10 protein-coding genes, 1 tRNA gene and 3 pseudogenes are annotated in these 15,378 nt (G+C 39.5%); 9 read left to right on the top strand and 5 right to left on the bottom strand.

Features of this window, described 5'->3' with window-relative positions:
• Positions 1-7: 7 nt before the first annotated feature.
• Genes mscK through seqA form a run of 3 tightly spaced genes read right to left on the bottom strand, consistent with a single transcriptional unit; the run spans position 8 to position 5,330 of the window.
• The gene (mscK, locus tag C228_RS0112185) at positions 8-3,352 is read right to left on the bottom strand and encodes a mechanosensitive channel MscK (protein ID WP_018652879.1); all 3,345 of its coding nucleotides are present in this window, start codon (positions 3,350-3,352) and stop codon (positions 8-10) included.
• Positions 3,333-4,760 (bottom strand): o-succinylbenzoate--CoA ligase, encoded by a 1,428-nt coding sequence (gene menE / locus C228_RS0112180; protein ID WP_026313297.1) that lies wholly within the window; start codon positions 4,758-4,760, stop codon positions 3,333-3,335. Before menE ends, mscK begins: the two co-directional genes overlap by 20 nt.
• Positions 4,761-4,769: 9 nt before the next feature.
• Positions 4,770-5,330, bottom strand: a complete 561-nt coding sequence (seqA, locus tag C228_RS0112175; protein ID WP_018652877.1) for a replication initiation negative regulator SeqA — start codon at positions 5,328-5,330, stop codon at positions 4,770-4,772.
• A gap of 124 nt (positions 5,331-5,454) precedes the next feature.
• Here seqA and C228_RS0112170 point away from each other — a divergent pair, with 124 nt between their 5' ends.
• From C228_RS0112170 to C228_RS13715, 9 genes and pseudogenes are all read left to right on the top strand, one after another.
• Entirely contained in the window at positions 5,455-6,240 is a 786-nt protein-coding gene (locus C228_RS0112170) for an alpha/beta fold hydrolase (protein ID WP_018652876.1), read from the top strand.
• Between the two features lie 7 nt (positions 6,241-6,247).
• Positions 6,248-6,973 (top strand): carboxy-S-adenosyl-L-methionine synthase CmoA, encoded by a 726-nt coding sequence (gene cmoA / locus C228_RS0112165; RefSeq protein WP_018652875.1) that lies wholly within the window; start codon positions 6,248-6,250, stop codon positions 6,971-6,973.
• A gap of 205 nt (positions 6,974-7,178) precedes the next feature.
• A complete protein-coding gene (locus C228_RS0112160) occupies positions 7,179-7,967 on the top strand; it encodes an enoyl-ACP reductase FabI (protein WP_018652874.1) in 789 nt (262 codons plus the stop codon).
• Between the two features lie 265 nt (positions 7,968-8,232).
• Positions 8,233-10,209 carry an exoribonuclease II gene (locus C228_RS0112155; RefSeq protein ID WP_018652873.1) on the top strand — a complete coding sequence of 659 codons (1,977 nt, stop codon included), beginning with the start codon at positions 8,233-8,235 and terminating at the stop codon, positions 10,207-10,209.
• Positions 10,210-10,283: 74 nt separating this feature from the next.
• Positions 10,284-10,655 (top strand): CidA/LrgA family protein, encoded by a 372-nt coding sequence (locus tag C228_RS0112150; RefSeq protein WP_018652872.1) that lies wholly within the window; start codon positions 10,284-10,286, stop codon positions 10,653-10,655.
• Positions 10,652-11,338, top strand: a complete 687-nt coding sequence (locus tag C228_RS0112145) for an LrgB family protein (RefSeq protein ID WP_018652871.1) — start codon at positions 10,652-10,654, stop codon at positions 11,336-11,338. The genes C228_RS0112150 and C228_RS0112145 overlap by 4 nt, the downstream gene beginning before the upstream one ends.
• A gap of 28 nt (positions 11,339-11,366) precedes the next feature.
• On the top strand, positions 11,367-12,179 hold the full coding sequence (gene apaH / locus C228_RS0112140; protein ID WP_018652870.1) for a bis(5'-nucleosyl)-tetraphosphatase (symmetrical) ApaH: 813 nt from the start codon (positions 11,367-11,369) through the stop codon (positions 12,177-12,179).
• A gap of 63 nt (positions 12,180-12,242) precedes the next feature.
• Positions 12,243-12,319 (top strand) — tRNA-Val (locus tag C228_RS0112135).
• 196 nt (positions 12,320-12,515) lie between these two features.
• Positions 12,516-13,735, top strand: a pseudogene (locus C228_RS13715) (tyrosine-type recombinase/integrase).
• A gap of 169 nt (positions 13,736-13,904) precedes the next feature.
• On the opposite strand, the pseudogene C228_RS13940 reads toward C228_RS13715, so the two are convergent.
• Positions 13,905-15,112, bottom strand: a pseudogene (locus C228_RS13940) (DNA primase family protein); the annotation flags it as partial.
• A gap of 51 nt (positions 15,113-15,163) precedes the next feature.
• Positions 15,164-15,378: pseudogene (locus C228_RS14905) on the bottom strand (hypothetical protein); the annotation flags it as partial.

Here is a 15,378-nt window from a genome sequence, read left to right as displayed (position 1 = left end):
TATACCTCTAATTCTTATCGTTAAATTTTTCCGTTTCCCATTTCACTTCTTCATTGGTTGCTTGATTTTTAATAAAGATATCCAATTGATTAAAGGCAATTTCAATATTATGCTCAGCAAACAATTGATTAATACGTCGATTTAATTCGTCAACCGTGCGCATCCTATCTGAAATCTGTCCGACGTGTACTCGTAATTCATGATCTAATGTACTCGCACCAAACGCTAAGAAATAAGCCACTGGTGCAGGATCTTTCAATACACTTGGATTCTCTTCCGCCGCTTGTAATAACAAGCGCTTAACCAAATCCAAATCCGAACCATACGCGACCCCTACACTAATCACTAAACGTGTCATAGAGGTGGTCAACGCCCAGTTAACAATACGCTCGGTAATAAATGCCTTATTCGGTACGATAACCTCTTTACTATCATTATCAATTAATGTCGTCGCACGAATCCGGATCTTAGAAACCGTACCGTTAAACGTGCCGATAGTAATCATATCGCCAATACGTACCGGACGTTCAAATAGAATAATGATCCCCGACACAAAGTTTGCAACGATTTCTTGCATACCAAAGCCTAAACCAACCGATAATGCGGTAAATAACCATTGCAATTTAGACCATGACATGCCTAATGTTGCAAACGCAAGTGTCGCACCAAGTACGATCAACAAATAGGTTAATAATGTCGTTACCGTATAAGGCGTGCCTTGCGAAAGTTTTAAATTAGAAAACACCAATGCTTCTAATAAACCGCTTAAGTTACGGATTAACACATAGGTAACAAATAAAATACCGAATGCAACTAAAAGGTTGAGCAAAGTAATAGATTCCATTACTACGCCTTTTGCGGTTTCCGTTGCTTGCTGCCAAAGCGTTACACCGTTTAGATAATAGGCTACGGTAACTAAATCCGACCATACCCAATACAATAGCCCAAATAATGCTGCCCACAATAAAAGATCGGTTACTTTTAACATTTGATCCTTAATTTCGCTCACAGCCAGTGTATCGTCATGTAATTCAAATAGAATATTGTCTTCCGATTGGGCGACTTGTTGTTCTGTATTCGTCACTTTAGCTAATACTTGTTCTCGTTTTTCTTGCAAGCGACGGAAAGCTAAACGACGTGATGCGACATTAAACGTACGATAGAACACATTACGTAGAATAATCCAAGTCATCACCGCAAAATAAGTAGAAACTAAATGCTCTATAATCACCAAAGAAGTATAGTAATAGCCTAAACCGATTAATACGACGAGTGTAATCGGTGCTAAGAATAAGACTGCGCGTGCAATATTTAATAATACGTTACGAAGGCTTTCTTCATCCTCAGCAACATTTTGATAGGTTGAAATCGCTTGTCTAAACCCGGGCGATACAATAAAAATAATGCTGATTAAAACGACAATGGTAAAGACCTGTCCTAACACATCATAAGCGATCCCCATTTCATTAATATTACTGAATACCGCCGTATTTAACATTAAACCGATCACCCATACCGAGCGTTTCAAAATATCACGAAAAACCGCATTACTTTTTTGCGGCATATTGAAATGACGATAGCCAATCCCGTTCGGGCGCAGCATTGCCACCATAAACGCAAAATAAAGCCAATAACCGGACATTTTCAGCCCCCAAGGCCATACTTCCGTCGGATCTTGGAAACAAATATAGGTCACTAAAATAAAGACCATCAAGAAAATGAAGGTACTTGGCAAACAAAGAATCAAGGTCCAAAAAATAGCAAGTGGCGTGTTCCACTGACTGTCGGTCGCTACCGTTTTCATACTGTTATTAATTCTGGTCAATCGTTGCTTAATCGACTCTTTACGACGAGAAATAACCAATACGCCTAACGCAAGTAAAATCTCAAAAATACTTGCGGGAATAATATTATCTTTCCAATTGGAGAAATCGAATTTTTTAACCAGATCGTTTAACTGGAAACTCACTACCGCTAAAAAATTCTTAAACCAATCCAAATCAATAGGGCTATTACTTTTTACCCAAAAACTTTGTTGCTCTAATTTCTTTTGTAGCGTATCACTAATCGTTTGAACCTGTTGCTGATTTAATTCGATATTGATCGATAAATTAAGCTGATTATTCAATGACTTAATCATTTCAGCTAAGATTTTTAAACGTTCCGCTAAGATATTTTTGAGTTGTTCTTTCTCTTTGGCAGTCAGTTCGGTTTTTTCATCTTTCTCCAATTTCGCAATATAGACATTTGGATCAGAGATACTATCTTTAAATTCGGTAAGATCAAAAACACGCACCCTTAAATCGGCAATTTGCTTAGATAAGCCCTTCACCATCTGATCTTGGGGTAATGACTGTCTTTGTTTATTGATAATACGCGAAAGTACCAATGTTCCTTGCAAAGAACTAATTTGTTCTTCAATGTTACGCTGCGTTTGTTGCAAATTATCAAGTACGCCTTTAATCCGCAAATTATCCTGAGAAAGTTGCGTAAGCTCCGTAGTTTGTTTTAGTAGTTCTTCACTAATACGTGTATTTAGATCCAATTGCTTAATAATGAGCGGGTTTGTATTTGAAGTCGTACCTTCTTGCTGTGATTGTGCCGCCTGTTCTACCTTATTTTTAGATTCTTCAACTAACTTTGCATTAATCGCATTTTGAAGCTGGCTTAGCTCATTTTGGATATTTTGTTGGGCTAATTTCTTCTCTTCCAACTGACTATTGTAGAGCGCCGTTAATTCATCACTACCACGTAACAACAATTGATTGTAAGTATTTTGCAAATCAAGTAACATCAATTCCGTTTCTAATTTGGTTCTGTCCACTTGCGAAGTATTTACATTACCTAGCAAAGTGCTAATTTCTTGCTTACGTGTTGCATTAGCCGTTAATGCCGTTTGTGCTTTCGTTGGCGCGGAGTTTTGCGCCACCAATTTACCATTAATGGTGGTTAAATCTTGTTGTACCGTTTGGCTACTTAGTTGAGCGGCAGCAAGGCGCTTCTGTAATTCATCAACCGAATATTTAGCCAATGCGTCTTGAGTTACTTGAGGAATATGCTGTAATTTAGCGATATCCGCTTTACTGCTTTGTAGTGCTGCTTGCGCGCCTTTAATTTCTTTTTCTAATGCGCTATTATCACTTTTTTGTTGTGTGATTTGTGCTAAAAGCGCTTGTGTATCTTCCAAGCTTTTGATTAAAGACTTATTAGCCTCATTTTGTTCAAGTTTTTTAGTTTCATCAATTTGCGTTTGTAGATCTTTTTCTGTCGGTAATTCCGCTGCCAAAAGCGCATGACTACTAAAAACTAAAGTCAAGCTAAATAAGAAAAGGTTAAACAGGCGTTTGATCATGATATTTTCCTAGTAATTGTGTTAATGCGTTTTTTAGTTGTACACGTGAAATTTTTATACCGCTCTGCTGCACAAGTTGAAGCTGTTCAAGTGGATAATAGGCGATAGGTTGTTTAAATTTTTCGAGCTTATCAGCCAACCAAACGGTCAAATTTTCACAGTTTTTTGCAAAATTATGCGAAATAAATTGCACCACTGCGACAGGTCTTTGACCGAATTCCGCATCTTCGACAGGTAAAACAAAGACTTGACTCACCAAACCGGATTGATAGATGACTTTTTCGATATCTTCCGGCTGAATATTTTCGCCACCGGAAATAAACATATTATCCAATCGACCTTTCACTATCAATTGACCGGCTGCGTTCCATTCACCACGATCTTTAGTTGGTAACCAGTCTTCATCATTTACAAGCGGTCGAATTTCACCATTTTTTTGCAAATAACCAAGAGCTAAGCCGCTGCCTCGAACCCAAATTTCATCATTAACTAATTTAACTTTCCGTCCTTTAAGCGGATAACCGACATTATCCAATTCGTTTTCAACTGCACAAATGGTTGATGCCATTTCCGTCATCCCATAGCCGGAATAACACGTAATACCTCGCTGCTGTGCTTGCGCCACCAATGCTTTGGGAATCGCAGTGCCACCTAATAAGAATTTCTTTGTCTCGACAATTTTTTCCGTTTTAGTTTGTAAATAACGCTGTAACTGAGTCGGCACTAATGAGGCATGCGAAACACGATCCAAACAAGCAAAAAATTGATCTTTCTGTTCATTCACCACCAGAGTGGCACCTTGCACTAACCATCGCCAGACAATCCCCTGACCGGACACATGAAACAACGGCAAACTTAACAACCAAGAATTGGTTTGGCAAAATTGCATTAATTCACACACACCTTCAGCATTTTCCAAATGGTTTTGGGCGGAATGCACCACCGCTTTCGGCATACCGAACGAACCTGAAGTCAATGTAAGCGTTGCTGGACGATGACTATCCCAATTTGAATTTAGGTAAGCGGTCTGATTTTGCTGAAAATCAGCAAAATCTTGATCGGTAATCAAAATATCAATTTGATATGTGCTTAGAATAGTTTGACGCTGGCTTTCGCTTAATGCCGGATTTAGCATCAAAATAGGTGAGCCAATCGTCATTGCGGAACAATAACAAAGTAAACCGATTAATCGATATGTACCTGAATAGGCAATAATTTGTTCGGCTCTCACGCCTTTAGTCATCAGCAAATTTGCTGTTTGTGATACTAAGTGATGAAACTCCGCCCAATTAAGTGAGGAGGCAAGAAAGGGAAAATAATCGGAATTTCCCTTTTCCCACACAATAGCTTGCCTCTGCGCAGCATTCGCTGCCCAATAAGCAGTTGGGAAAAAGGAAAAATTTACCATAAATGATGATTAAGAAAATAAAGTACGAACACGTTCAATTAAGTGTTTTGGTAATTCCATTGACTCCATTACACCAGTAAGAATCAGGCCTTTGCGAGCCGTATTATTATTGGTTACCACCCAAAACGGCGAGTCAGGGATCTGCTTCGCCTTTACACTGCTACCGTGATTTAATAATGCCGCTTCACTTGTACCGAAATAAGTACGTTCTGTTCCCGTAACTACTTCGGTTGCTTGGGCAAAACCTTGTGCATTTGCATGATGTAACGCTGAAAGTAGCATTAAAAAGCGTGCAACATTTTTATTTTCGTTTACAAACGAATCCGATTTCAAAACTTTCTCAACTTTTTGTACTGCTCTTTCAATTAACTCTTCCTTTTTAGCCTTTGCTTTTGGTTTCGCTAATTCTTTCAATTCATCAATCGTGTTTTGTTGAACCAGTACAAAAGGTTGTGGTGATGAAGGTAAACGCAACAGACGACGTAAAATATCTGACGCACTTTCGCCAATTGCTTGGGTTCTACTTGCAATGTAATGATATAATTCATCATCGACTTCGATCGTTTTCATCTTAACCTCTTGATATTTTTGTTTTGATTTACTTGATTGGAAAGAAATTCTAGGCATTATAATACAAGATTCAAGATCTTTTTACAGGATCTTAACCAAACATTTGAATAAAAAATAACAACTTATGACAGAAAACACTTATCTTAATTATCAATTCCAACCGGCAACCGAAAAAGCCGATGCGCAGACGATGGTTTTTCTGCACGGATTATTCGGTGATATGAATAATTTGGGCATCATCGCCCGCCAATTTAGCGAGCAATTTAATATCTTACGCGTGGATCTACGTAATCACGGCCAATCGTTTCATTCCGTCGAAATGAATTACGCCTTAATGGCGCAAGACCTACAAGCATTGTTACAGCATTTAGATTTAGCGAGTAATATTGTGATCGGTCATTCGATGGGTGGCAAAACTGCGATGACTTTAGCCAATATAGCTCCCGCTTTGGTCGATAAATTAGTTGTGATCGATATTGCGCCGACAGCTAATCCAACCCATCGTCATGACAATAATTTTGCTGGCTTATTCGCTGTTAAAAACGCTCAACCTGAAACTCGTCAACAAGCAAAAACTGTATTGGCACAATATGTGAAGGACGAAGGCGAACAACAATTTATGTTAAAAGCATTCGATCCGCAAAAACCGGACTATTTCCGCTTCAATTTAACGGCGATCAAAGCAAACTATGAAAATTTAATGGGCTGGAACGAAGTCCTTTTTGATAAACCGACTTTATTTATTAAAGGCGGTGCATCCAATTATATTCAAGCGAAAGACACGGAAGTAATTCTGAAGCAATTTCCACAGGCAAAATCGTTTGTTGTCGCCAATGCCCAACACTGGGTACACGCTGAAAAACCGGAAACGGTCGCTCGTGCCATTCAAAAATTTTTAGATAAGGAATAACAAGATAATGAGTAAAGATACGATTTTTTCCGCCCCGATTGAAAAACTCGGCGATTTTACCTTTGATGAATCGGTTGCCGAAGTGTTTCCCGATATGATCCAACGCTCTGTGCCGGGCTATTCGAATATCATTACGGCAATCGGTATGTTGGCGCAACGTTTCGTGACCGAAGGATCACAAGTTTATGATTTAGGTTGTTCACGTGGGGCGGGGATTTTATCCATTCGCCGCAATCTACAAACCAGCCAAGTGAAGATTATTGGCGTAGATAATTCGCAACCGATGGTGGAGCGTTGCCGCTCTCATATCAACGCTTATCACTCTGATGTGCCGGTGGAGATTCTCTGTGATGATATTCGCCATATCGAGATCAAAAATGCATCAATGGTAGTGTTAAATTTTACCCTGCAATTCTTACCGCGTGCGGATCGCCTTGAATTGCTAACTAAAATTTATCAGGGCTTAAACCCAAACGGTATTTTGGTGCTATCTGAAAAATTTACTTTCGCCAATGAAACAATGAACGAATTACTGATCGATCTACACCACACCTTTAAACGTGCCAACGGCTACAGCGAACTTGAAGTTAGCCAAAAACGTACTGCTCTCGAAAATGTCATGTTAACCGATAGCATTGAAACCCATAAAGAACGTTTAAAACAAGCCGGTTTTTCCCAAATCGAACTTTGGTTCCAATGTTTCAATTTCGGCTCAATGATTGCGGTTAAATAAATTAAGTGGTCAAATTCATCAAAAATTTTGCAAAAAACTGCTCGGATCAGACCGCTTGCTAAGCCTGAAATCTCAGGAAATTTGCGCAAGCGGTCGTTTTTTCGGTATAATTCGCAAAATTTCGTAGGGGCGTATCGCATACGCCCTTTGTTTTATATGAAGTAGGCGTGTTATACGCTTCAATAATGTTCAAAAGGAATCAAGCATGAGCTTTTTAACAGGTAAACGCATTTTAGTAACGGGTCTTGCAAGTAACCGTTCTATCGCATACGGCATTGCAAAAGCAATGAAAGCACAAGGCGCAGAACTCGCATTCACTTATTTAAACGATAAATTACAACCACGTGTTGAAGAGTTTGCTAAAGAATTCAGTTCAGACATCGTATTACCATTAGATGTAGCAACAGACGAATCAATCCAAAACTGCTTTACCGAATTAAGCAAAAAATGGGAAAAATTTGACGGTTTCGTACATGCAATCGCATTCGCACCGGGCGATCAATTAGACGGTGATTATGTAAACGCAGCAACACGTGAAGGCTACCGTATCGCACACGACATCAGTGCATACAGCTTTGTAGCAATGGCACAAGCAGCGCGTCCATACTTAAACGAAAATGCAGCACTTTTAACACTTTCTTACTTAGGTGCAGAACGTGCAATTCCTAACTACAATGTAATGTGTTTAGCTAAAGCGTCATTAGAAGCGGCAACGCGTGTAATGGCTGCAGATTTAGGTAAAGACGGTATCCGTGTAAATGCAATCTCTGCTGGTCCAATCCGTACACTTGCAGCATCAGGTATTAAAAACTTCAAGAAAATGTTAGCGGCATTCGAACAAACTGCAGCATTACGCCGTACCGTAACAATTGACGATGTGGGTAACTCAGCGGCATTCTTATGTTCAGACTTAGCTTCAGGTGTAACCGGTGAAGTATTACACGTTGATGCAGGTTTCAGTATTACCGCAATGGGCGAGTTAGGCGAAGAATAATTCAGCTATCTATAAAAATAAAAAACGGACGCTAAATAGCGTCCGTTTTTTTATTTCTCCGCTCTTGTTTGGCAAAGGCTGGCAAAGCCGAATGAATCAAGTATTGGAAGATTATATTTAGAAAGCATTATAAAATTATCCAAACAGTTAGATTTAACGGTTTTTTACAAAAAATTCAGCAAATCTAACCACTTTCCGTTATAATCCTTACTAGATTTCATGGTGCAACAATGCTGCACCTTTTTTATTTTTATAGAGAGAATTTATGTTTCAAGACAATCCGTTACTTGCCCAATTAAAACAACAAATTGAGGCAAATAAAGAATATGTAGAAGGTACGGTTAAAGCCTCGGATAAAGCATTCGGTTTTTTAGAATGTGACAAGAAAAGTTATTTCATTCCGCCAATGGAAATGAAAAAAGTGATGCACGGCGATAAAGTAAAAGCGGTAGTAAAACGTGAAGGTGACAAAGAACAGGTAGAAATCGACAGTTTACTGGAGCCGATGCTTGATCGCTTTATTGCACAAGTACGTTTTAATAAAGGCAATAAATTACAACTTACTATCGATCACCCAAGCATTAAAAATATCATTCCAGCAAATACGCATAAAAAGGTCAGTGAGACATTGGAAAACGGTGACTGGGTAGTGGCGCAACTCAAAACCCACCCGTTACGTGACGATCGTTTCTTATTCGCTCAAGTGACTCAATTTATCTGTAAAGCGGACGATAATTTCGCCCCGTGGTGGGTCACATTAGCTCGTCACGAACAGCCTCGTGAAGCAGTAGCGAATGAAAAACACTATGAGTTACACGATGAATTAGATCGTGAAGATCTCACATCACTCTATTTCACTACGATCGACAGCCCTAGCACACAAGATATGGATGATGCATTATACATTGAGCCAATCAAACAAGGCGAAGAACAAACCGGTTGGCGTTTAGTGGTAGCGATTGCCGATCCGACCGCCTATATTCCGGAAAATTCAAATATCGAAAAAGCTGCTCGCCAACGCTGTTTTACCAACTATTTACCGGGCTTCAATATTCCGATGTTACCTCGTGAGCTGTCAGATGACCTCTGTTCGCTTGTACCAAATGAAAAACGCCCAGCATTAGTCGGTTATATCGAAACCGATTTAGCCGGTAATATTATTGGCAATACGCGTTTTGTTTCGGCATGGGTGGAAAGCAAAGCGAAATTAGCTTACGACAACGTGTCAGATTACCTCGAAAATGTTGAAAATGCGTGGCAACCAGAAAGTCCTGAAACCAAACAGCAAATCGATTGGTTACACCAATTTACCCTTACTCGCATTGAATGGCGTCGTAACAATGCACTGCTGTTTAAAGAATCCGGTGATTACTCATTTGAATTGAATGAAGACGGTTCGGTACGTGATATCCACGTAGAATACCGCCGTATCGCAAATCAAATGATCGAAGAATCCATGATCATTGCCAATATTTGCTGTGCGAAATTCTTAGACGACAATGCAAAAACAGGCGTATTTAATACCCATGCCGGCTTTGATCCGAAAAATTTAGAATTAGCGCAAAAATTCTTACTGGATACGTTAGCCACGGACGAAAACCGTGAAGCGCTGACGGCATTATATGCACCGGAAAAACTGGCAACGCTTGAAGGTTACTGCGAAATGCGTCGTTCGATTGACGAATTCCCGGAGAAATTCTTAGAACTTCGTTTACGCCGCTACCTCACTTTTGCTGAGTTTAAATCGGAAGTTGCACCGCATCTCGGTTTAGGGATCAGCCATTATGCAACTTGGACATCTCCAATCCGTAAATATGGCGACATGGTAAACCATCGCTTAATCAAGCAAGTGTTACTCGGCAAGCAGGTGAAAACAGTGGAAGAAAGCATCTTAGTTCATTTACAAGAAGCTCGCCGTCAAAACCGTTTGGTAGAACGTGATATCGCCGATTGGCTCTATGCTCGCTACCTGTTCCCAATGGTGGAACAAGCGGTCGAATTTGACTGTGAAATTGCAGATGTTTCTCGTGGCGGTGTGCGAGCGAAAGTGATCGCAAACGGCGCACAAATTTTCGTACCGTTCTCCACCATTCACGATAAAAAAGAAGAAATGGAATTCCGTCCGGAAGAAATCGCACTTTACATTAAAGGCGAAAAAGCTTACCAAATCGGACAGGCAGTTAAAGTCAAGCTCACCGAAGTACGTTTAGAAACACGTTCGATTGTGGGGAATATTATCTAATCGACAAGCGGTCAAATTTCGGGAATTTTTTGCAAAATTTTCGTCAAATTTGACCGCTTATACTATCACGCTTTATGAAAAACAACATTATCGGCTTTGCTCTTTCTTTAGCCATTCTATGGGCGATGCTTTATATCGGTAAAGGACTAAACGCACTGATTCCTATCGGTATTCCGGAGAGTATTTGGGGGCTACTTGTTTTATTTGTGACGCTAGTGAGTGGTCTGATCAAATTAGAATGGTTATTGCCGACCGGGAGTTTTTTAAATCGTTATATGCCACTTGTTTTTCTGCCGATTTGTGTGGGAATGATTGAATATGGTGATATTTTAGTCCGTTATTTTTCGTCACTGATTATTTCCAATATTCTCAGTACCCTGATTACGATTGTCGTGGTCGGCTGGGTAGCACAGCGTTTCTTCAAATATTCGGGAGATGAGCAATGATTTATCTTTATACCGTTTTGACCATTGCAGTCTTTTTTCTCTGCGTGAAGCTTAGTAAGAAACTCGCAACTTCATTGCTGAACCCTTTTTTACTGACCTTATTATTGCTGGTCGCAATTTTAGTGATTTTCCAAATTCCGTATCAAGAATATCAACAAGGCACTTCTCCACTCAGCCATTTCTTAGGTTTGGCGATTGTAGCCCTTGCCATTCCGCTTTATGAGCAATGTCCACAAATCCGCCGACGCTGGAAAGCGATTAGCTTTATTTTGTTGTTCGGTACGATCATTTCAATGTGTAGCGGAATGTTGTTAGCACTATTATTTGGCGGTACGCAAGATATTGTTGCCGCACTGATGCCAAAGTCGGTAACCATGCCGCTTGCATTGGTGATTACCGGTGAAATCGGCGGCGAATTTGCGCTAAGCGCTGTCGGAGTGATGATTGCAGGTTTATTAGGCGCCGTGTTAGGTGTACCGATTCTAAAGTTAGCTCATATTACTAATCCGCAAGCAATCGGTATGAGTTTAGGTATTGCGTCTCACGCACTTGGTACGGCTCGTTGTATGGAACTCAATACAAAATCAGCGAGTTATAGTTCATTAGCTTTAGTGATTTGCGGCTTACTTTCTTCATTTATCGCACCACCGATTTTCCATTTAGCAGTAAAATGGTTAATGTAGATTTTTTATTTATAACTTAGAGGATATGATGGCAACTTATATTGTTGGCGATTTACACGGCTGTTTTGATGAGTTACAACTGCTACTCAAGCAAGTTAATTACAATCCGATACACGATGAATTGTGGCTGACCGGCGATTTAGTTGCCCGAGGTGCAAAATCGTTGGAGTGTTTGCGCTTTGTGAAAGATCCGAAAAATAATGCAAAAACCATTTTAGGTAATCACGATCTTCACTTGCTCGCTACGTTACTCGGTATCAAAAAAGTGAAACCTAGCGATCAGGTGGATGCGATTTTTGAAGCGGAAGATCGTGCCGATTTGCAAAATTGGCTAAGAAATCAACCGCTTCTTATTCAACATCCGACTCACGGCTTCTTACTGACTCACGCCGGTATCAGCCCCGAATGGAACTTAGCGGACACTATTGCTTGTGCCAGAGAAGCGGAAGCCGTTTTACAAAGTGATGATTATGCCGACTATATCGCCCAAATGTATGAAAATACGCCGGATCATTGGTCTACCGAATGGCAAGGTATAGAACGTTGGCGATATATTATTAATGTCTTTACCCGTATGCGTTTTTGCTATGCCGACAAGCGGTTGGATTTTGCCTGTAAATTACCGGTTAAAGACGCACCAAGCGAATTAAAACCTTGGTTTGAATTAGATAATCCATTATTTAATCAGCAGGAAATCATTTTTGGCCACTGGGCGAGTTTAATGGGCAAAGCGGATAAACCGAATATCTACGCCTTAGACACCGGCTGTGCTTGGGGCAATAACTTAACTATGATCCGTTGGGAAGATAAACAATTCTTTACCCAAGAACGCTTAAAATAAAATCAAACGAAACGTGAGGCCTTGCTATCCTTCATATTTTCCATTAGAATTTATCTCAATTATGCGACTATAGCTCAGTTGGTTAGAGCACCACCTTGACATGGTGGGGGTCACTGGTTCGAGTCCGGCTAGTCGCACCATTAACCCTATCATAGCCTTTCATAACCGCTCGAAAAAGTCTTGTAGAGCCTAGTTTGAAAGGCTTTTTTATTACTTTTCTACAACGTAACTCAACGCATTAAACCGTATTTAATCACCTTTTTATGTAACCATCTTTGTAACCACGATATAATGCTTGAGTTTCGTGGTTACAAAAAGTAAGTAAAAGGGGGTAAAATGCCTAAAGTAACTAAGCCTTTAACAAATACAGAAGTTGATAAATCAAAGCCTAAAGAGAAAGAATACACACTCTCGGACGGATACGGATTATTTCTACTTGTCTTGCCTAGTGGTGTTAAAACTTGGCGATTTAATTACACACGCCCTTTCACTCAAAAGCGTACCAAAATAGCTTTAGGAACTTATCCTAGTGTTTCGCTTGCTGAAGCTCGAGCAATCCGTGAAGAATATCGTGCTTTATTGTCTAAAGATATTGATCCACAAATCCATAAAGAAGAACAAGAAAGGTTACAAGCTGAGAAAGTCGATAATACCTTTTTAAAACTAGCTCAGCGTTGGAAAGAAAAAAGAAGTAAAGAGATTGAACCGCTTACTATGGCAAAAAATTGGGCTAGACTGGAGAATCATTTATTCCCAGTATTAGGACATTACGCCATAGATAAAATTACGCCGCCAATACTTATAAAAGCGGTTAAACCTCTAAATGATAAGGGAATCAACGATACGTTACACCGTATTCTAAACTTGGCGAATCAGATTCTAAATTATGGCGTTACCGTGGGCGTATTGCCTTTTAACGCCTGCCAAAACGTAAGTGACGCATACCATAAAGAAACACAAACGCACCACCCAGCAATCAAGCCAAGTGAATTACCAAAATTAATAGCGGACTTCCAAAACTCAAATAGGGATTTTCTAACGAAAGTACTTTTCAAATGGCAATTACTTTCTATGGTTCGACCGGCGGAAGCAGTAAGTATAGAATGGTCTGAAATTGATTTTGATAAAAATCTTTGGTTTATACCGGCTGAAAAATGAAGAAAACACGTAAGGGACAATTTCCACATACAGTACCGCTATCATCGCAAATGCTTAAAATTTTGGAAAGCCTACGTCCTATCACCGGCGTAAATAAATTTGTATTTCCACATTATAGCCAACCGAATAAATCAATGAGTAAAGAAACGATAACCAACGCACTAAGAAAAATTGGTTATCAAGGCGTCCAAGATTCCCACGGTTTACGATCTATCGCTAGAACATATTTAGAAGATCAAGCCGTAGATTTTAGGGCGGCAGAAAGTTGTCTTGCTCACAGAATAGGAAATGAAACTAGCCAAGCATACAACCGTGCGGAATATATCGAACTAAGACGGCCATTAATGCAGCTTTGGGGAGATTATTGCGAATCTTGCGGAATGGATTTAAGTTTCTAATAATGCCTGTGAAAAACTTTTTTATATGTTTTGGTGTTCACCCGTTCACTTTTGATATTTTCTCTTACAAATCAATAAGTTAATCGGTTAATGCTTAGATTTAAGACTTCACTATGGCTTAACCTTTTGGTGAACTCTTATAAAAAAGCGGGCTTATCACCCGCTTTTCTCAGTTCAATACCTCATTTTTAAAGCTGTCAAAATCCTTAAAATGGATATTCGTTCGCCGTCCTGTTTTAGTATGTTTCTTCATAAAATCATGTTGATTTCCGTATTGCTTTAAGGCTTGCTCAATGCTAATCACAAAGTTATTTAACCCTAATTCACTAATATTCATAACCCTTGTATAAGCCAAATATGCCGGGTAAATATGCGTTCTGATTTTATCTGCTGTCATACTAGCTACACCAACAAAAAGCCCGTCTATTTGCTCGATAGTGTAGAAATGTTCGAAGAAATCCGTAAGCGGATCAGATAATTTTTTCACCTCTAAGGCTTCTTGGCTATTCATTTGTGTATTTTTGCCTCTAACGAATCAGGAAACGTATCCAGCACTTTTTGAATAATGCCGCCAACCTCAAGCGTTATTTTCTCCGTGAAGGTAGGATCACGCTCACTTTCAGAAACCACCTTTTTAAAATCAAAAATTACTCGCCTACGATCTACTCCTCCGGCTCGTTCAGTAAACCTACAAGGCTCATTATTGATCAGCATAATTAAAGCGGTAATCTTGGTAAAAAATGGCTTCTTATGTTTTGGATTGACTCGCAATAAATCACCACCGCTAATTGTTTTTAATCCGCCACCATTTCCCCCATATTTTGATTGTTCAGGGCAAAGAATAAGCGTTTTATCCTCAAAGCCTTCTAAATCCTTCGCATTATCAAAATCTTCTAACTTGGCAGATATAGTATTTCTTTCGCCGGCGAGTAATGTTGCAATATTCGCAAAAATAGATTTACCACTACCGCCTTTCCCGGTAACTTCAAAAAATATTTGCCAGTTATAGCGATTGGTTAAAATCGCATATAAAGCGGCTAAAATATTTCTCGCTTTGTCTTGATTGCCATCTGATACAAAATTCAGCCACTTATCAAAGTGCGGCGTATTTGTTGCCTGTTCATCATAATTATGCGGAATACAAGCGGTTAGCCAATTTAATCGGTTATGTGGGGTAAACTCCAACGTATTACGGTTTAATACCCCATTATCAAAGGCAATTAAATCGCAAGGCGTTTCGCCCATTCTCGGTAATTGGGTCTTTAAAGTATTAATAAGCCGCTCTATTGTACTATCGCTGCACCCTAGTTCACATTCATCAAGAAATTGAACCGCACTTTCTTCTAAATCGTCATTTTCTTGCTGCTTCCACGTTTTTTAATATGCTGATTTCACCAACGTTCTAGCTCATATAAACAACCCTGAACACTATGAATAATTGGTAGCTCTGTCCTCTTTCAGTTGCACTAACGTTTTCTTCAGCATATTTGCCACTAAAGCAAAATTAGGACGACGACCAATATGATAGGCAATAATCTCTCTATTCGCCAAATCCATCATAGGAGACAAATAGAGCTTTTCATCACCCACTATTTTACCACTTATGAAAATGCCTTCAGCTTGCAATTTAGCTCGAATCATCC

Origin of the sequence: Actinobacillus capsulatus DSM 19761 (assembly GCF_000374285.1) — a bacterium.
Lineage (GTDB): Bacteria > Pseudomonadota > Gammaproteobacteria > Enterobacterales > Pasteurellaceae > Actinobacillus > Actinobacillus capsulatus.
This window is presented reverse-complemented; position numbering and strand designations above follow the sequence as displayed.

Coding starts and splice junctions, on each gene's coding strand:
- mscK (WP_018652879.1), bottom strand. CDS start 3,352: ATGATCAAACGCCTGTTTAACCTTTTCTTATTTAGCTTGACTTTAGTT.
- menE (WP_026313297.1), bottom strand. CDS start 4,760: ATGGTAAATTTTTCCTTTTTCCCAACTGCTTATTGGGCAGCGAATGCT.
- seqA (WP_018652877.1), bottom strand. CDS start 5,330: ATGAAAACGATCGAAGTCGATGATGAATTATATCATTACATTGCAAGT.
- C228_RS0112170 (WP_018652876.1), top strand. CDS start 5,455: ATGACAGAAAACACTTATCTTAATTATCAATTCCAACCGGCAACCGAA.
- cmoA (WP_018652875.1), top strand. CDS start 6,248: ATGAGTAAAGATACGATTTTTTCCGCCCCGATTGAAAAACTCGGCGAT.
- C228_RS0112160 (WP_018652874.1), top strand. CDS start 7,179: ATGAGCTTTTTAACAGGTAAACGCATTTTAGTAACGGGTCTTGCAAGT.
- C228_RS0112155 (WP_018652873.1), top strand. CDS start 8,233: ATGTTTCAAGACAATCCGTTACTTGCCCAATTAAAACAACAAATTGAG.
- C228_RS0112150 (WP_018652872.1), top strand. CDS start 10,284: ATGAAAAACAACATTATCGGCTTTGCTCTTTCTTTAGCCATTCTATGG.
- C228_RS0112145 (WP_018652871.1), top strand. CDS start 10,652: ATGATTTATCTTTATACCGTTTTGACCATTGCAGTCTTTTTTCTCTGC.
- apaH (WP_018652870.1), top strand. CDS start 11,367: ATGGCAACTTATATTGTTGGCGATTTACACGGCTGTTTTGATGAGTTA.